The sequence below is a fragment of the Diaminobutyricimonas sp. LJ205 genome (assembly GCF_009755725.1).
GTDB lineage: Bacteria > Actinomycetota > Actinomycetes > Actinomycetales > Microbacteriaceae > Ruicaihuangia.
Genome location: NZ_CP046619.1, coordinates 2,767,256 through 2,784,709, shown reverse-complemented (window position 1 = coordinate 2,784,709; position 17,454 = coordinate 2,767,256). Strand labels below are relative to the sequence as shown.

Here is a 17,454-nt window from a genome sequence, read left to right as displayed (position 1 = left end):
CGTATATTCGATATAGCGGATTACACAAACGCGCTGGACGTGTTACCGGGTATACCGCAGACACAAGTTCGAGCAAGGCATCACACAAACTGATGGCGCCGAGAACGGGAGCGACGCAATGCACCTAGTTGGATTCACCTCAAATGGCAGCGGCCGGCACATAGGACGTCTGGTTGGCGAGGTCATCGAGGACCTCGGAGCCGCCGACTCCTTCTATGAGGATCCCTTCCTGAATAGCAAGTCTTCGGCGATACGAGAATTCCGCGCTGACGAGGTGAAATTCGCGCCTGCCGTTCCGATCACCTCAAGGGTGTTTTGTGTTGGCATCAATTACGTGAGCCACGCGGGCGAATCAAAGGACCTCGCTGGGATCGATCTTCCGAAGGTGCCCATGGTCTTCGGGCGCTGGGAGCAGACCCTCATTACTGACGGCGAATCCGCTCCTGTTCCACATGGAGAGGAGGGCCTTGACTGGGAGGTTGAACTGGCTGCGGTCGTCGGTCGGCGCTTCAAGCACGGCGCGACCATTCGCCCCGAGGACGCGGTGTTCGGCTACGCGGCGTTCAATGATCTCAGCGCTCGCCGCAAGCAGCTTGAGACGCCTCAGTTCACCCTGGGGAAGAACGCCGACCGCTCCGGGCCGATCAGCGCCGTGGTGACTGCCGAGGAAGTCGGTGACATTTCCGCCGGACTGCGCGTGAGGACCCTTGTCAATGGGGTTGTCAAGCAGGACGGGAACACACGCGACCTCATTCACGACATCCCAACGATCATTGCCCACGTTTCAGAAACGCTCACGCTGTTGCCGGGGGACATCATCGCCACCGGCACGCCGGGCGGCGTGGGTGCGGGGATGAAGCCGCCGCAGTTCCTGAAAGCCGGCGACGTTGTCGAGATCGAGGTCGAGCGGGTCGGGAAGGTGCGGACTCCCATCGGATGAATGGCTCCGACCAGTTGATCTGATCGGATGCGGCGTAACCGAGCGGCGAGTACTGAATACACGTCGACGACCCACTGCGGGAGAACCTGCCCAGCAGGTGCCGTAGGAGCAACCCCTCCCGGGAATCTCTCAGGCCCCAGGACCGCAGAGGCGAGGCAACTCTGAAAAGCGGCGCTCACGCGTCCACCGACGGTGCAAGCGGATCGACATCCGCGGAAACTCTCAGGTTCGAGACAGAGCGGGAGGAACCCATCTACCGTGCCGGTGCTCAGCACCGAGCACTCGACAAAGGAGTTCCAATGCCCGTCACCGCTTACGAGTCCCAGACGATGTTCGATCATCTCGGCGTGGTCGATCCGGAGATCGCGACTGCCATCGATCGCGAACTCGTCCGCCAGCGCATTGGGCTGGAGATGATCGCGTCTGAGAACCACACCGCGATCGCCGTGATGCAGGCGCAAGGCTCGGTACTAACGAACAAATATGCGGAAGGCTACCCCGGCCGTCGCTATTACGGCGGCTGCGAACATGTCGACACCGTCGAGCAGCTCGCCATTGACCGCGCCAGAGCGCTCTTCGGCGCGGAGTACGCGAACGTCCAGCCGCACTCGGGTGCTCAGGCCAACGCGGCGGCCATGCATGCGTTGATCAATCCTGGCGACACCATCATGGGCCTCGACCTCGCGCACGGCGGCCATCTCACCCATGGCATGCGGCTGAATTTTTCGGGTCGCCTCTACAATGTGGTTCCCTATCGAGTTGCCGAGGCCGATCACCGTGTCGACCTGGACGATGTGCGTCGGCTCGCGCACGAGCACCGGCCGCAACTCATCATCGCAGGCTGGTCTGCCTACTCGCGCGAACTCGACTTTGAAGAGTTCCGCCGCATCGCCGATGAGGTCGGGGCATACCTCATGGTGGACATGGCGCACTTCGCCGGTCTCGTCGCTGCGGGCCTCTATCCCTCCCCGGTACCGCACGCGCATGTGACGACGTCGACGACGCACAAGACGCTGGCAGGACCGCGCGGGGGCTTGATCCTCACCAATGACCCCGCGATTGCAAAGAAGGTCAACTCAGCGGTATTCCCGGGCCAGCAGGGCGGTCCGCTTGAGCATGTCATTGCGGCGAAAGCGGTCGCTTTCAGACTGGCTGCAACCGAGGCATTTCGGGAACGGCAGCGCCGCATCGTTTCCGGCGCGAGGATTCTCGCCGACCGCCTCGATGGTGCGGATGTGCGAACCGCAGGCATCAGCGTCGTGAGTGGCGGAACCGATGTCCACCTCGTCCTGGTCGACCTCCGCGAGTGCCGCATGGATGGGCAGCAAGCCGAAGACCGTCTTGCGTCGATCGGTATCACTGTCAACCGAAATGCCGTGCCCAACGATCCACGGCCCCCGATGGTCACATCCGGCCTCCGGATCGGCACGGCAGCCCTCGCCGCTCGCGGGTTCGACAACGCCTCATTCACAGCAGTTGCGGACATCATTGCCGAGACGCTCAGCGGTGACGACTCCGCGCTCCCCGCGCTCGCCGAACGTGTCCTGCAACTCGCGGACGCTCATCCGCTGTACCCCGAGCTCGCCGATCTCACCCAAGCGACGCGCGCGGCTCGCCAGAACGGCCAGGGATAGCACCCACTCACAAGAGCACTACGAAGGGGTAACAACTCATGTACCGCAAAATCCTGGTCGCGAACCGCGGTGAGATCGCGATTCGCGCGTTCCGGGCGGCGTATGAACTCGGTGCGAAGACTGTGGCGGTGTTCCCCTACGAGGACCGCAACTCGCTGCATCGGCTGAAGGCCGACGAGGCGTACCAGATCGGTGAGCCCGGTCATCCGGTGCGTGCCTACCTGGATGTGGGGGAGATCATCCGGGTCGCCAAGCTGTCGGGCGCGGATGCGATCTATCCGGGATACGGGTTCCTCAGCGAGAACCCCGACCTTGCGCAGGCCGCCGCCGACGCGGGTATTGCCTTCATCGGTCCTCCCCGGTCGGTGCTCGAGATGGCGGGCAACAAGGTCACGGCCAAGGAAATGGCGATCGCCGCGGGGGTCCCGGTTTTGAAGTCCAGCCCCGCGACCACCGACATTGACGTGTTGGTTACGGCAGCCGAGGAGATTGGTTACCCGGTGTTTGCCAAGGCGGTCGCCGGGGGTGGCGGCCGAGGGATGCGTCGGGTCAATACTCGCGAGGAACTGCGGCCGGCGCTGGAGGCAGCCATGCGTGAGGCCGACAGTGCGTTCGGGGATCCGACTATGTTCCTGGAGCAGGCGGTGATTCGACCTCGCCACATCGAGGTGCAGATCCTCGCCGACACCGCGGGGGAGATCGTGCACCTGTTCGAGCGGGATTGCTCGGTGCAGCGCCGCCACCAGAAGGTCGTGGAGATCGCGCCAGCGCCGAACCTCGATGAGGACGTGCGTCAGGCGATGTACCGGGATGCGGTCGCGTTCGCGAAGTCGATCGGCTACGTGAATGCAGGCACCGTCGAGTTCTTGCTGGACACGGCGGGCGATCGCGCGGGGGAGCATGTGTTCATCGAGATGAACCCGCGCATCCAGGTGGAACACACGGTCACTGAAGAGGTCACCGACGTCGACCTCGTGCAGGCGCAGATGCGAATCGCGGCAGGGCTGACCCTTGCCGAGCTGGGGTTGACGCAGGATCAGATCCAGCTTCGCGGTGCCGCGTTGCAGTGCCGGATCACTACCGAGGATCCGGCGAGCGACTTCCGACCGGATACCGGAAAGATCACCACCTACCGTTCGCCGGGCGGCGCGGGTGTGCGCCTGGACGGCGGAACGGTCGCCGCCGGTGCCCAAGTCAGTCCGCATTTCGATTCGATGCTGGCGAAAATGACCTGTCGTGGCCGTGATTTCGACACCGCCGTCACTCGCGCCCGCCGCGGGCTCGCCGAGTTCCGGATCCGAGGGGTGACCACTAACCTCGCGTTCCTTCAAGCGGTGCTTGCCGATCCGCAGTTCCAGGCGGGGGATCTGAGTACCTCTTTCATTGACGAGCGCCCCGAACTCGTGCACACCCATGGCTCGAAGGACCGGGGCACGAAGGTGCTCCATTGGCTCGCCGATGTAACGGTCAATCAACCCAACGGAGCAGGTGCCGGTCTCATCGACCCGGCGGTGAAGCTCCCCCCAATCGATCGGAACACGGCGCCGCCGTCCGGGTCACGCCAGCGGTTGCTGGAGCTGGGCCCAGCCGGCTTTGCTCACGCGTTGCGCGGGCAGGAGGCGCTTGCAGTGACCGACACCACTTTCCGTGACGCGCACCAGTCGTTGCTGGCCACTCGTGTCCGGACGAAGGATCTGGTGGCCGTGATGCCGCATATCGCGCGGATGACGCCAGACCTGTTCAGCGTGGAGGCGTGGGGCGGCGCGACGTTTGATGTCGCCCTGCGTTTCCTTGGGGAAGACCCCTGGCAGCGGCTGGCCGCGATGCGGGAAGCGCTGCCCAACGTGGCGATCCAGATGCTCTTGCGCGGCCGCAACACCGTTGGTTACACGCCGTATCCAACCGAGGTCACCGACGCTTTCGTGCGCGAGGCGGCGGCGACTGGTGTTGACATCTTCCGCATCTTTGACGCGCTCAACGACGTTGACCAGATGCGCCCCGCGATCGACTCCGTTCTTGACACCGGATCGACCGTCGCCGAAGTTGCCCTGTGTTACTCCGGGAACCTGCTCGACCCGTCCGAGAACCTCTACACGCTTGATTACTACCTTCGCCTGGCGGAACAGATCGTGGACGCTGGTGCGCACATTCTCGCCGTGAAGGATATGGCCGGACTCTTGCGGGCGGGTGCCGCCGAAGTGCTGGTGACCGCCCTCCGCGACCGCTTTGACCTCCCGGTGCACGTGCACACGCACGACACCGCTGGGGGACAACTCGCCACCCTCCTCGCCGCCGCCCGGGCGGGGGCCGACGCGGTGGATGCGGCAAGTGCGCCCATGGCCGGCACCACGTCCCAGCCCTCGCTGTCCGCCCTCGTCGCTGCCCTCGCACACACCGAGCGTGACACCGGGATCAGCCTGCAGGCGGTGAGTGACCTGGAGCCGTACTGGGAATCGGTCCGCCGAGTGTACGCACCCTTCGAATCCGGGCTGGCGGGCCCGACAGGACGGATTTACAAGCACGAAATCCCTGGTGGTCAGTTGTCCAACCTCCGTCAACAGGCGATCGCTCTCGGTCTCGGCGACCGGTTTGAAGTGATCGAGGACTGGTACGCCGAGGCAAACCGCATCCTCGGACGCCCGACCAAGGTCACGCCGTCCTCCAAGGTCGTCGGCGACCTCGCCCTGCAGATGGCCGCCGCGGGAGTAGACCCGGCCGAATTCGAGAGCGAGCCCGGCAATTACGACATTCCGGAGTCCGTGATCGGCTTCATGGCTGGCGAACTCGGCGACCTCCCCGGTGGGTGGCCGGAGCCTTTCCGGACGAAGGTGCTCGAGGGGCGCACGGTGAAGGGCGGCACGTCACCCATCACAGAAGCCCAACAAGCCAAGCTGCGCGGTACCAGCGACGAACGTCGCCTGATGCTCAACCAATTGCTCTTCCCCCAGCCCACCCAGGACTTCCTCCGAGCGCGCGAACACTACGGTGACCTTTCAGTGCTGCGGACTTCCGACTACCTGTATGGACTGAAGCCGGGAGTCGAGCATGTCATCGAGCTGGAACAAGGGGTTGACGTCTATGTCGAGCTCGAGGCAATTGGCGAGCCGGACGGCAAAGGTATGCGCAGCGTCATGGCGACGCTCAATGGCCAGATGCGCCCCGTCACCGTTCGGGACCGCTCAATCACGGTCGACACCGTTCAGGTGGAGAAAGCCGATCCGAGCCTGCCTGGACATGTCGGCGCACCATTCATGGGAGTCGTGACCGTCCAGGCCACCGAGGGCGACACCGTCGCGGTCGGTGACACCATTGCGACGATCGAGGCCATGAAAATGGAAGCTGCGATAACGAGTCCTGTCGCGGGCACAATTCAGCGCGTGGCAACCAACCCCGTGCAGCAAGTCGAAGCAGGTGATCTCATCGCCGTGGTGATGGACTGATGTGCTCGCTGGCGTCGATTCCAAGCGCCGCCAACCCCGCAGGCCTGAACCCCTTGGACGTCATCCACAACCCGATCGATAGCTCCCAAACAAAGATCGGGGCGAGCGCAATGGCCGCGAACACCGACCCATCGCCGTGGAGCCCGAACATCGTTCCGATCGCCGATGCCATGAGCAGGGGAGCCCCGATGAGACCCAGCGCCGGAATGAGGCGCGGCACCAGCCGCGACCGCAGCACGTAGCCGAAGCACAGTGCGTTGAGGGCAGGCACGAAGCCGGGTCCGAAGAGGGCCGTTTGGTCACGGATCTCAATCAGCGCCTGGCCGACGGCGACCATCGCCGCGTCATCGGTGCCAGCGGATGCCCCGGCCTGACGCAGGCCCACGATCGACATCAGCGCAATGACGCCGATCATCATCACGGCCGCTTCGAAGCTCCGTGTCGTGACGAAGCCGAGTGAAGCGGCCTGGCTCTGCCGTTTGATCACGGGGTATACCGCGACGGCGGTCCCGATGCCCGCGAGGGCGGTAAGAAACTCAAGGAGTGCGCCGAGGGTGATCCGCGTGTCGGCGCCGCCGTCGCTGACGATGTACCCGGGGTCGGTCAGCACCGGCTCATAGAGGAAGTATGCCGGAATCGAGAAGGCGAACGTGAGGAGGTAGAAGACGCCCGCAGCGAGCGCCAATCGTCTGGTTGCGGTCACGGCGAAGTCCTTCCGCACGGGGGCCGACAGATTTCTCAGTCCGCTACGGACATTCTCCGAGCCGGTCGCGTCGCGCGCCAGACCAAGCTGTGACGGTAAACGCCTTGGGTCAGCCGTTCGCCGACAACGTGCCGACCACGCCCGCCACCGTAGCAGCCGCCGACAACCCAGCAGTGGCGCCCGCCGCGCCCCGCAAGCAGGTAGAAAGAAGGGACAAGCAAGAAGGAGAGAAAACTTTGACGAAGCCCCTACTGCAGGTCATCATCGGCAGCACCCGCCCCGGACGAGCCGGAGGCCCGGTCGCCGACTGGTTCGCCGCTCAAGCTCGCGTGGATGACCGGTTCGACGTTGAAATCATCGACCTGGCAGAGGTTGGGCTGCCACTGCTCAATGAGCCGAACCATCCGCGGCTGCGCGACTACCAGCACGAGCACACCAAGGCCTGGAGCGCGATCATCGACCGCGCCGACGCGTTCGTCTTCGTCATCCCCGAGTACAACTACGCCATCAACGCGGCCACCAAGAACGCCATCGACTACCTGTTCCACGAATGGGCACACAAGCCACTGGGCATCGTCAGCTACGGCGGAATCTCCGGAGGGCTGCGGGCGGCCCAGATCCTGAAGCAGATCGGCACGGCGCTGAAGATGGTGACCATGCCTGACACGGTGATCATCCCGATGATTGGCACGCTCCGTACCCCAGAGGGCGGCTTCGCGCCGACCCCGATCATCGAGGACTCGGCCGTTCAGCTTCTCGACCAGCTGAGTGACCTGACAGAAGCGATGTCGCCCCTGCGGGAGCGGATTCTCACGGCCGCGGCCAACTGAGTCAGTCCAGACAGCGTCAGTTCAGACGCGTCAGTTCCCAAAACCCTCTCCTTCTGGAGGGGGTTTTGTGGCTTGTCGACCGGGTCTCGCCCGGCCAGCACCCGTAATGCTCGACTCGCCGCATCACTCAGATCGAATGATTCGCGCCGCTCCACCGCTCGATACGTTCGGACTGAGATCGGAGACATCGTGTGGTGGAACAGGAAGCGATCCAAAGACGGATCGTCGAGGGGCTTCTTGTGGTGGAACAGGAAGCAACCCAAGAAGGAGTCACCGGTAGGCGCGACGGGTCTCCTCTCCGCAGCGGAGCCGTCGAACCCGCACCGCAACGCCTTCATCCTGATGGGACTCGGAGGGGCGACCGTCGTCGCCTTCGGGCTTGCGGCGATCTCGGGAATCTTCGCCCCCTTCTTCCTCGGGATCGTGCTCACCATCTGTGTGCACCCGCTGCGGGTGTGGCTTGAAAAGCGAGGAGTGCCGCGTGGCATCACTACAACGGCGGTGATTGTCGCCGTGCTGCTCGTGCTCGTGGGGCTGGGCTACGCCATCATGGTCGCCTTCGGCCAGTTCGGGGACTTGCTGGAGCAGTTCAGCGACGAGATCGCGGCGTTCGGGCAGGATGTCGCGGCGGCACTGGCCTCGACCGGCATCGTCACCGACCAGATCCACGACATGTTCGCGAGTTTTGATCCGGCGGCGCTGGTCGGATTCGTCGGTGACCTGATCGGCGGGCTCACCGGCTGGGTCTCACTACTCGTCATCGTCTTCACGATGCTGCTGCTGATGGGCATGGATGCCGCATTCGTCCCGACCCTGCTCAGGCAGCTGTACCCCGCACGGCCGCTCGTCGCAGCCGCCCTGGCCACCTACGGCTCGAACGTGCGGCGGTACATGGTGGCGACTGCCGGGCTGGGCGCGGCGCAGGGCATCGCCGATTGGATCGCGCTGCTCATCATCGGAGTCCCCGGCGCGTTCATCTGGGGTCTGCTCGCGTTCGTCTGCTCCTTCATCCCGAACATCGGGTACTTCATCGCCCTTGTCCCGCCGATCATCTTCGGGGCTCTCGTCGGCGGGTGGCAGACCGTGACCGCCGTCATCGTCGTCTATGGCGTCATCAACGGAGTCATCCAATCGGTGATTCAGCCCCGGATCATCGGCCGGGCCGTGAGCCTGAGCCAGACGATCACCTTCTTCTCCGTGCTGTTCTGGGCCGTCCTCCTCGGACCGATCGGGGCGATCCTGGCGATCCCATTGACGCTCCTCGTTCGTTTGGTCCTCGTGGACTCCAACCCGGCGATGACCTGGATCCGGCCGATACTCGGCGAGCACGATGAGACAAAAGTGGCCATGGCCCAGTTCGATGCCCTGGCAAAAGCCCAGCGCAAGGCGCGCAAAGCAGACAAGGTGAATGCCGCCCCAGACAAGGCCGCACCCGCCCCAGACAAGGCCGCACCCGCCCCAGAGCAGTAACCCGGGCAGACGGGTGGTAGCTCCGCCCCGCGTCGGCGGACAACCCGAATGTCGCTGCGGACGCGGGGCGAAGCTGACTTACCGGTTCGCAACCCGACACCGCTCAAGGGTTTGGGGGACCTTGGGAGTGAGGCGAACTCGGCAAGCATAGGGGTACATCGGCGGGCCTCCCCATCCCCACTTTCGGGGGGAGTCCTGCTGATTCGGGGTACACCGAAGCGTTCTACTGGTGTTCGGCATAGTGTGCTCGGGGGCGCAGAAGTGACGGAAGAGGGGCCGAGATGGCTGAATGGACCGCCGACGAGTTGAGCAAGGTGGGCAGCGCCGAGAAGTTGAAGCTAGCCTCCGTGCGACCGGACGGGACTCTGCGCCCGTACATCACGATGTGGGTGGTTCGTGCCGGCGACGACCTCTACGTGCGCTCGGCGTACGGTCCGGACAATCCCTGGTACGTGCGCGCCAAGGCCAGCGGCGCTGGCCGCATCCGCGCGGGTGGGATCGAGCGCGATGTCCACTTCGCCGAGGCGGATGCCGCCTCTTACGCCGCGGTCGACGCGGCCTACCACGCCAAATACGACCGCTACGGTCCACGGATCGTCGGAACCGTCACCGGTCCGGACGCTGCACCGCTGACCATTCGCCTGGTCCCGCGAGACGCGTAGGCGTCGGAGCAACCGTCGCCATCAACTACGAGGGATGGCAAGTGGCAGGTGTCGGCATCCGGGCATTCATGATTAGCTGAGCTCCACAACCGAACACGTCGACGACCCACTGCGGGAGAACCTGCCCAGCAGGTGCCGTAGGAGCAACCCCTCCCGGGAATCTCTCAGGCCCCAGGACCGCAGAGGCGAGGCAACTCTGAAAAGCGGCGCTCAGGCGTCCACCGACGGTGCAAGCGGATCGACATCCGCGGAAACTCTCAGGTTCGAGACAGAGCGGGAGGAACCCATTGTCACGTTCGGTGCGCCCGCACCGAGCATCCGACCAAGGAGTTCCCAGATGGCCATCAGCGTCTTCGACCTGTTCAAGGTCGGCATCGGACCCTCGAGTTCGCACACCGTCGGGCCGATGCGCGCCGCCGCCGAGTTCGTCGCAGCGCTCGGAACCCGGGCGCTCGACGTGCACGAACTCCGAGTGGATCTGTACGGTTCGCTCGCCGCCACCGGGCGCGGGCACGGCACCTTCCCAGCTGTGCTGCTCGGCCTCGAAGGCAACCGGCCCGACGAGATCCTGCCGACCGAGGTCGACGAGCACCTGGCGCGGATCACGGCAGACGGCACCGTGCGCATCGCCGGCACCCGCGAGTTGCCATTCCGCGAGTCGGACATTGTTCTGCACCCCCTGACTGTGCTCAAGCGGCACAGCAACGCCATGCGGTTCGAGGTGCGCGACGATCACGGCGGCACCATCGACTCGGCCCACCTATTACTCGGTGGGTGGCGGATTCATCGTGCGCGACGGCGATTCCGAGGCGATGCAGGAGGCGGATGTCACGGAGCCCCTGCCGTTCGGCACTGCGGCAGAGCTCCTCCGGCACTGCGCCGAGCACGACCTCGCCTTCAGCGGAGTGATGCTTCGCAATGAGCTCGCTACCCGAAGCGCCGACGAGGTCCGCGCCGGAATCCTTCGCATCCGCGACGTGATGGCGGATTGCGTCACCAGCAGCCTGTCCCGCGAGGGACTGCTGCCGGGTGGACTGCAGGTGCGCCGGCGCGCCCCCGACTGGTATCGCCGGCTGCAAGCCGAGGGCGCCGAGAACAACCCCGCCTTCTGGCAGGAGTGGGTGAACTTCATCGCGCTCGCCGTGAACGAAGAGAACGCCTCCGGCGGTCGCGTCGTCACGGCACCGACCAATGGGGCTGCCGGGATCATTCCGGCGGTGCTGCACTACGTGCTGAACTTCGTCCCGGCGGTCGCCAATGGCTCGGAGGAGGAGAAGGAGGACGCCGTCGTCCGGTTCTTCCTCGCCGCGGCCGCGGTCGGTGTGCTCTACAAGACGCAGGCGTCGATCTCCGGCGCCGAGGTCGGCTGCCAGGGCGAGGTCGGTTCGGCGTCGTCGATGGCTGCCGCCGGACTGGCCGAGGTGCTTGGCGGAACGCCGCAGCAGGTCGAGAACGCCGCCGAGATCGCGATGGAGCACAACCTCGGGCTCACCTGCGACCCGATCGGCGGTCTGGTTCAGGTTCCGTGCATCGAACGCAACGCGATCGGCGCAGCGAAGGCCGTCAACGCCGCGAAAATGGCGATGTGGGGAGATGGCGAGCACCGCGTCTCGCTCGACGAAGTGATCATCACGATGCGCGAGACCGGCCGCGACATGAGCGCCAAGTACAAGGAGACCGCGATGGGCGGCCTCGCCGTCAACGTCGTTGAGTGCTAGTCGGGCCCACCCGAACTCAGCGTGTTGCTCCTATCCTTACGGGTACACGTATCCATTCAACGGAGAAGAGGATCGCAGTGAGCTACGCCGTGACAAACCCTGCCACCGGAGAGATCGTCAAGACGTTCGAGACGATCAGCGAGGCCGATCTGGAAAAGGCGATCGCATCCGCGGACAAGGCCTTCCGCGAATGGTCCAGATCGACTGACGTCCAGGAACGTGCCGCCCTGATCCGCCGCGTGGCCGAACTTCACGTGGAACGCCGCCAGCAGTTGGGCGAGATTATCGTCCGCGAGATGGGAAAGCCCATCGAGCAGGCCCTCAGCGAGGTGGACTTCGCTGCGGCGATCTACGAGTACTACGCCGACAATGCGGCCAAGTTCCTCGAGGATGAGCCGATCCAGCTTCTGGATGGTGAAGGGTCGGCGCTCGTTCGCCGCTCCGCTCTGGGACCGCTGCTCGGCATCATGCCGTGGAACTTCCCCTACTATCAGGTCGCTCGCTTCGCCGGGCCAAACCTGATCATCGGCAACACCATCCTGCTGAAGCACGCCGAGCAGTGCCCCGAATCATCCGCGGCCATCGAGCAGATCTTCCGCGACGCGGGCTTCCCAGAGGGTGCCTATGTCAACATCTATGCGTCGCACGATCAGATCGAGACGGTCATCGCCGACCCGCGGGTTCACGGGGTCTCGCTCACCGGCTCCGAGCGGGCCGGCGCACAGGTTGCCCAGGTCGCGGGACGCCACCTGAAGAAGGTCGTGCTCGAGCTCGGCGGGTCCGACCCATTCATCCTGCTCTCCACCGATGACCTCGACACGGCGGTGCAGCACGCCGTGGACGCGCGCCTCGACAACAACGGGCAGTCCTGCAACGCCGCCAAGCGTTTCGTGGTCGCGGACGAGCTGTACGAGTCGTTCCTGGAGAAGTTCACCGCCAAGCTCGCCGAAATCGAGGCGACCGATCCGACCTCGGCGGACTCTGCGCTCGGCCCGCTTTCCTCGCTCCGCGCCGCCGACAATCTGGCCGAGCAGGTCAAGCGTGCGGTCGAGCATGGCGCCACCCTGGTGCATGGCGGCGGTCGCGACGGCGCGTTCTTCGAGACGACCGTGCTGACCGACGTCACCCCGGAGAACCCGGCCTCGCGGGAAGAGTTCTTCGGCCCGGTCGCACAGGTGTTCCGTGCGAAGGACGAGGCTGACGCCGTGCGGATCGCCAACGACACGCCTTTCGGCCTCGGCTCGTACGTCTACACGACCGACAAGGACCAGGCCATGCGGGTCGCCGACCAGATCGAGGCCGGCATGGTGTTCGTCAATGTCGTGCTCGCCGACGGCGCGGAACTGCCCTTCGGTGGCATCAAACGGTCGGGCTCGGGTCGTGAGCTTGGCCGCTTCGGCGCCGACGAGTTCGTCAACAAGAAGCTGATCCGGATCGGGTGATTTCGAGACGCGTCACTCGCTTCGCTCGCGGCGCTCCTCAATCACCGGTGTCCGTCGCGAGGAGCGCCACCCACAGGTCGGCGCGAACCGCGAACGAGCGCAGATCGCGTTCGAGCAACCGTTCAATCAAGGCGACTCGGTTGCGCACGGTGTGCCGGTGCACCCCCAGCTCCTCGGCTGCGGGGTCGAACCGGCCATCGTGCGCGAGCCAAACCCGCAAGGTGTGACGCAGTTCGGTGCCGTTCGTTGCATCGTGGGCATCGAGCGGGGCCAGCATCGCGCCGGCGATGGCGGTGGCATCCGTGCCAGCCAGATACGCAACGACTCCCTCGCGCGCGATGGCATCGAACGACGCGACGCCCGCACCCGATTCCTCGGCGCGATCCCGTGCCTGCCGCGCCTGCGCGAGAGCGGTCGGCAGCTGATCCCACTCTGCGGCCTCTGAGACGCCGACCGACAGGCTGAATCGTTCCGCGAGTTCGGCTGCGAGATCTCCGCCGGCGCGACCCATACAGAGCACGAAGTCGTCACCCTGCTCGGCGTAGAACACACTGTCGGGGCGGGCCGCAGATCGCACTTCCACGTGCTCGATCCGTCCACCGGACGTCGGATCGCGACAGTGGCGGATGCTTCGGTCGCCGACGGTATCCGAGCACTGGATGCCGCGGCCGCAGCCCAGGCGGACTGGGCACGCACTCCCGCCCGAGTGCGCGGCGAGATCCTGCGCCGTGCGTTCGACCTGCTGCAGGAGCGCAAGGAGCAGTTCGCGTTGCTGATGACCCTAGAGATGGGCAAGCCGCTGTCCGAAGCGCGCGGCGAGGTCGCCTACGGTGGCGAATTCCTGCGCTGGTTCGCCGAGGAAGCGGTGCGGATCCAGGGCCGCTACGGCACGAACCCGGAAGGCACCGGGACCATGATCGTCACACAACGCCCGGTGGGCCCGTGCTACCTGATCACGCCGTGGAACTTTCCCCTCGCGATGGCGACGCGCAAGCTGGGTCCGGCGTTGGCGGCCGGCTGCACCGTGGTCATCAAGCCGGCGACCCTCACGCCGCTGACGACCCTCGCCCTCGTCGCACTCCTCAAGGAAGCCGGCCTGCCGAAGGGCGTCGTGAACGTGATCACGACGACCTCCACCGGCAAGCTGTCCGAGGCGCTCCTCAGCGACCCGCGGCTTCGCAAGGTCAGCTTCACCGGCTCCACGCCGGTAGGCGTCGCCCTGCTGAAGCAGGCGGCACCGAACGTGCTACGCACGTCCATGGAGCTGGGCGGCAACGCCCCGTTCGTCGTCTTCGACGACGCCGATCTCGACGCGGCGGTCGAGGGCGCGCTGGCCGCGAAGTTCCGCAACATCGGACAGGCCTGCACCGCGGCCAACCGGTTCATCGTGCAGGAGGGCATCGCCGACGAGTTCGCGGCCCGCCTTGCGGAGCGCGTTCGCTCGATGAAGGTGGGACGCGGCATCGACGACGGCGTGAACATCGGCCCGCTGATCGATCACAAGGCGGTGGCGAACACCCAACGACTGGTTGACGACGCCGTGGCCAAGGGAGCGGTCCTGCTCGCCGGTGGCTCCGCGATCGAGGGCGACGGGAGCTTCTTCGAACCGACCGTGCTCGACCAGGTGACGGACGGGATGGCGATCAAGGCCGAGGAGATCTTCGCCCCGGTCGTCGCCATCATCCGGTTCTCGGACGAGGACGAGGCAGTGCGCATCGCGAACGACTCCGAGTACGGACTGGTCGGCTACGTGTTCACGCAGGACTTCCAGCGCGGCCAGCGCATGATCGAGGCGATCGACACCGGGATGATGGGCCTGAACATCGGCGTGGTCTCCAACGCGGCGGCACCGTTCGGCGGTGTCAAGCAGTCGGGCGTTGGGCGCGAAGGCGGCACCGAGGGAATCCACGAGTACCTCGAGACGAAGTACACCCTGATCCCGAACCCGTCCTAGACATACCGCGTCACCAGCGGAAATCACAGGAGGGACCCGCGCCAGCACGGCGCGGGCCCCTTTTTGTGATCAGTTCCTGTCCGCTGACCAGACGAGCGCGCCAAGCCCGCAGGCAACTCGCAATACATTCCGTAAAGCAAGGTGTTGACTTGTTGCGGTCTGGCTGTCATCCTGTCATACCAGAGGCTCCACACACATTCATTCAACTGAATTGAGGTCAATGGTGAAATCAATCAGGATCACGGCAGCAATCGCGGCCGCAGGTCTTCTGGCACTGGCAGGCTGCTCGTCAGCTGGTGACCAATCGAGCAACGGCGAGGACGTCAAGCTCGAGTTCTGGACCCAGATCTACGGCGACCCCGCCGAATGGCGCACTGCCATCGAGGGAATCGCTGCGGACTTCGAAGAGCAGACCGGCACCGCGGTCGAGGTCGAGTTCATCGACTTCGCACAGTCCCGTGACCGGTGGATGCTCGTCGCCCAGGGTGCGGATGCCCCCGACGTCGGTGACATGACCCAGCTGCACAGCAACGCGGCCCTCGGCGGCGGCAAGGTCGGCCCGATGGCGATCACCGACTACAAGGACGAGTACTGGCCCGACCTGGAAGAGCGCTTCGCCGAACCGCTCCTGGTTGACGCCCAGTGGAACGGCGAGTTCTACGGCATCCCGTGGCGCACCGACCCGCGTGCGATGCTCTACCGCACCGACCTGCTCGAAGCGGCCGGCTTCAGCGAGCCGCCGTCGACCTGGGAAGAGGTTCGCAAGGTCGCCAAGGCGCTCACGAAGGATGGCCAGTACGGCTACACCTTCAGCAGCGCCGAGGTTGTGCAGGGCCTGGTCCCTGCGCTCTGGCAGGCGGGCGAGGAGTACATGTCCGAGGACGGCACCACCGCCACGCTTGACACCCCGGAGATGCGCAAGGCACTCGACTACATGAAGTCGCTCGTCGATGACGGTTCGGTTCCGCCGGACTTCATGGACCCGAACTACGACCCGATGGTCGACTTCAAGGCGGGCCGAGTCGCCATGATCGGCGCCGCAGGCTCGACATCGTTCCAGTCGCTGATCCGTGACAACCCGGAACTCGAGGGCAAGTGGGCCGCTGCGCGGATCCCCGCCGGCCCGGAGAACTCCGCGTCGTACACAGGCTCCGGCTACTGGGGCGTGCTGCACGGTACCGAGCACCCCGACGAGGCCGTCGAGTTCATCGCGTTCCTTTCGAACGACGAGAACATGCAGACGATCTCCGAGGTCAGCGGCTGGATGAGCACCAACAAGGCAGTCATGGCGTCCGACTTCTGGACCTCTGAGGACTACCAGTCGGTGTTCACCGAGATCCTCGCTGAGGACGCCCACACCTCGCAGTACCCGTCACCGTTCTGGCCGATCATCCGTGAAGAGAAGCCCGGCGGCGTGCTGTGGGACCTCTTCTCGGCCGTTCTGATCTCTGGTGAGAACGCCGACACGGCGATCGCCACCGCAGAAAAGAAGATGCAGGAAATCCTCGACCGCGCAAAGCAGTAGGTCGGGCGGGATAGCTAAGTAACACCAGCCGAAAGGGCGGGCAGTTGGGCAAGACAACAGTCTCGATCGCGGGAGAGAAGTTCCTCATCAACGGGGAACCCACCTACCGTGGCCAAGCGTACGAGGACAAGGTCATCGAAGGGCTTCTCTTCAACTCGCGAATGGTGCAAGCCATTTTCGACGACGAGAACCCGGACACCCGATCGAAGTGGGCCTACCCCGACACCGGGGAATGGGACGCGGAACGGAACCTGACCGAGTTCCTTGCCCAACTGCCGACCTGGCGGGCCTTCGGCCTGCTCGGCATGACTCTCAACCTGCAGTGCGGTAACCCGGTCCGGGGTCGCGGCCGTGGCATCGACGGTGTCGTGCCGAAGCAGCAGCCCTGGCTGGTGTCCGCCTACGAGGCAGACGGCTCGCTGAAGCCGGAGTGGATGGCGCGGCTGAAGCGGGTGCTGGATGCCGCGGACCGGAACGGCATGGTGGTGATCCTCGGCCTGTTCTACTTCGGCCAGGACCAGCGTCTCGCCGACGAGGCCGCCGTCATCCGAGCAGTCGAGAACGTCATCCGCTGGCTCGATGAGAACGACGTGACCAACGTCATCATCGAGGTCGCGAACGAATGCAACATCCCTCGCTACAACCACGACATCCTGATGCCGGCGCGGCTCCCTGAGCTGATCGCCCGGGTGCGCGAACTGACCGACCGGCCGGTGTCCGCAAGCTACGGGGCGCTCCCCGACGACTACCTGCCGTCGGAGGAACTCGTTGCAGCCATGGACTTCGTGCTGCTGCACGCCAATGGACTCGACGACCCGGGCATCATCGCCGAGATGGTGCGCGACGTGCGGATGAAGGCGAACCAGACGGGCGGTGCCAAGCCGATCGTCTTCAACGAAGACAATCACTTCGACTTCTTCAAGCCCACCAACAACTTCCTCGCCGCGACCGAGAACTACGCCTCATGGGGGTTCTTCGATCCGGGCGATGCCAACGACTACAACGACGGGTATCAGTGCCCGCCCGTCCAGTGGGGTCTCACGACCCCACGCAAGCGCTCCTTCTTCTATGAACTGGGGCGGATGACCGGAGCGGTGAGAGGACGAGCATGACCAGCGACGAGACGAAGGAGACTC

Annotated in this window: 12 protein-coding genes, 1 pseudogene and 2 riboswitches; of the genes and pseudogenes, 11 read left to right on the top strand and 2 right to left on the bottom strand. The window is 65.0% G+C overall.

Going from position 1 to position 17,454, the window contains the following annotated elements:
- Nucleotides 1–118 precede the first annotated feature (118 nt).
- The 3 genes from GO591_RS13590 to GO591_RS13580 all read left to right on the top strand — a co-directional run bounded on the left by GO591_RS13590 (nucleotide 119) and on the right by GO591_RS13580 (nucleotide 6,014).
- Entirely contained in the window at nucleotides 119–940 is an 822-nt protein-coding gene (locus GO591_RS13590; protein WP_157157312.1) for a fumarylacetoacetate hydrolase family protein, read from the top strand.
- Nucleotides 941–1,007: 67 nt separating this feature from the next.
- Nucleotides 1,008–1,095, top strand: a riboswitch (glycine riboswitch).
- A 144-nt stretch (nucleotides 1,096–1,239) separates the two neighbouring features.
- Nucleotides 1,240–2,574 (top strand): serine hydroxymethyltransferase, encoded by a 1,335-nt coding sequence (glyA, locus tag GO591_RS13585; protein WP_157157311.1) that lies wholly within the window; start codon nucleotides 1,240–1,242, stop codon nucleotides 2,572–2,574.
- Between the two features lie 38 nt (nucleotides 2,575–2,612).
- The gene (locus GO591_RS13580) at nucleotides 2,613–6,014 is read left to right on the top strand and encodes a pyruvate carboxylase (RefSeq protein WP_157157310.1); all 3,402 of its coding nucleotides are present in this window, start codon (nucleotides 2,613–2,615) and stop codon (nucleotides 6,012–6,014) included.
- Here GO591_RS13580 and GO591_RS13575 read toward each other — a convergent pair.
- Entirely contained in the window at nucleotides 5,992–6,717 is a 726-nt protein-coding gene (locus tag GO591_RS13575) for a DUF4386 domain-containing protein (RefSeq protein ID WP_157157309.1), read from the bottom strand. The genes GO591_RS13580 and GO591_RS13575 overlap by 23 nt on opposite strands.
- 236 nt (nucleotides 6,718–6,953) lie before the next feature.
- Here GO591_RS13575 and GO591_RS13570 point away from each other — a divergent pair, with 236 nt between their 5' ends.
- The 5 genes and pseudogenes from GO591_RS13570 (at nucleotide 6,954) to GO591_RS13550 (ending at nucleotide 12,839) form a co-directional block, all read left to right on the top strand.
- Nucleotides 6,954–7,547 carry an NADPH-dependent FMN reductase gene (locus GO591_RS13570; RefSeq protein ID WP_157157308.1) on the top strand — a complete coding sequence of 198 codons (594 nt, stop codon included), beginning with the start codon at nucleotides 6,954–6,956 and terminating at the stop codon, nucleotides 7,545–7,547.
- A 237-nt stretch (nucleotides 7,548–7,784) separates the two neighbouring features.
- Nucleotides 7,785–9,017 carry an AI-2E family transporter gene (locus GO591_RS13565; protein ID WP_232466182.1) on the top strand — a complete coding sequence of 411 codons (1,233 nt, stop codon included), beginning with the start codon at nucleotides 7,785–7,787 and terminating at the stop codon, nucleotides 9,015–9,017.
- A 281-nt stretch (nucleotides 9,018–9,298) separates the two neighbouring features.
- The gene (locus GO591_RS13560; protein ID WP_157157306.1) at nucleotides 9,299–9,679 is read left to right on the top strand and encodes a DUF2255 family protein; all 381 of its coding nucleotides are present in this window, start codon (nucleotides 9,299–9,301) and stop codon (nucleotides 9,677–9,679) included.
- A gap of 102 nt (nucleotides 9,680–9,781) precedes the next feature.
- A riboswitch (glycine riboswitch) is annotated at nucleotides 9,782–9,869 on the top strand.
- A 147-nt stretch (nucleotides 9,870–10,016) separates the two neighbouring features.
- Nucleotides 10,017–11,397, top strand: a pseudogene (locus GO591_RS13555) (L-serine ammonia-lyase).
- A gap of 77 nt (nucleotides 11,398–11,474) precedes the next feature.
- Complete coding sequence (locus tag GO591_RS13550) at nucleotides 11,475–12,839, top strand: NAD-dependent succinate-semialdehyde dehydrogenase (RefSeq protein ID WP_157157305.1); 1,365 nt, start codon at nucleotides 11,475–11,477, stop codon at nucleotides 12,837–12,839.
- 37 nt (nucleotides 12,840–12,876) lie between these two features.
- Here GO591_RS13550 and GO591_RS13545 read toward each other — a convergent pair whose 3' ends face one another.
- On the bottom strand, nucleotides 12,877–13,422 hold the full coding sequence (locus GO591_RS13545; protein ID WP_157157304.1) for a PucR family transcriptional regulator: 546 nt from the start codon (nucleotides 13,420–13,422) through the stop codon (nucleotides 12,877–12,879).
- Between GO591_RS13545 and GO591_RS13540 the strand changes: the two genes are divergently transcribed.
- The 3 genes from GO591_RS13540 (at nucleotide 13,372) to GO591_RS13530 (ending at nucleotide 17,430) form a co-directional block, all read left to right on the top strand.
- Nucleotides 13,372–14,793, top strand: coding sequence for an NAD-dependent succinate-semialdehyde dehydrogenase (locus GO591_RS13540; RefSeq protein ID WP_304506158.1), 1,422 nt, complete (start codon nucleotides 13,372–13,374; stop codon nucleotides 14,791–14,793). The two genes, GO591_RS13545 and GO591_RS13540, sit on opposite strands and share 51 nt — an antisense overlap.
- 220 nt (nucleotides 14,794–15,013) lie before the next feature.
- A complete protein-coding gene (locus tag GO591_RS13535; protein WP_157157303.1) occupies nucleotides 15,014–16,318 on the top strand; it encodes an ABC transporter substrate-binding protein in 1,305 nt (434 codons plus the stop codon).
- A gap of 44 nt (nucleotides 16,319–16,362) precedes the next feature.
- Nucleotides 16,363–17,430 (top strand): glycoside hydrolase family 5 protein, encoded by a 1,068-nt coding sequence (locus tag GO591_RS13530; protein WP_157157302.1) that lies wholly within the window; start codon nucleotides 16,363–16,365, stop codon nucleotides 17,428–17,430.
- Nucleotides 17,431–17,454 lie beyond the last annotated feature (24 nt).

Coding starts and splice junctions, on each gene's coding strand:
- GO591_RS13590 (WP_157157312.1), top strand. CDS start 119: ATGCACCTAGTTGGATTCACCTCAAATGGCAGCGGCCGGCACATAGGA.
- glyA (WP_157157311.1), top strand. CDS start 1,240: ATGCCCGTCACCGCTTACGAGTCCCAGACGATGTTCGATCATCTCGGC.
- GO591_RS13580 (WP_157157310.1), top strand. CDS start 2,613: ATGTACCGCAAAATCCTGGTCGCGAACCGCGGTGAGATCGCGATTCGC.
- GO591_RS13560 (WP_157157306.1), top strand. CDS start 9,299: ATGGCTGAATGGACCGCCGACGAGTTGAGCAAGGTGGGCAGCGCCGAG.
- GO591_RS13535 (WP_157157303.1), top strand. CDS start 15,014: ATGGTGAAATCAATCAGGATCACGGCAGCAATCGCGGCCGCAGGTCTT.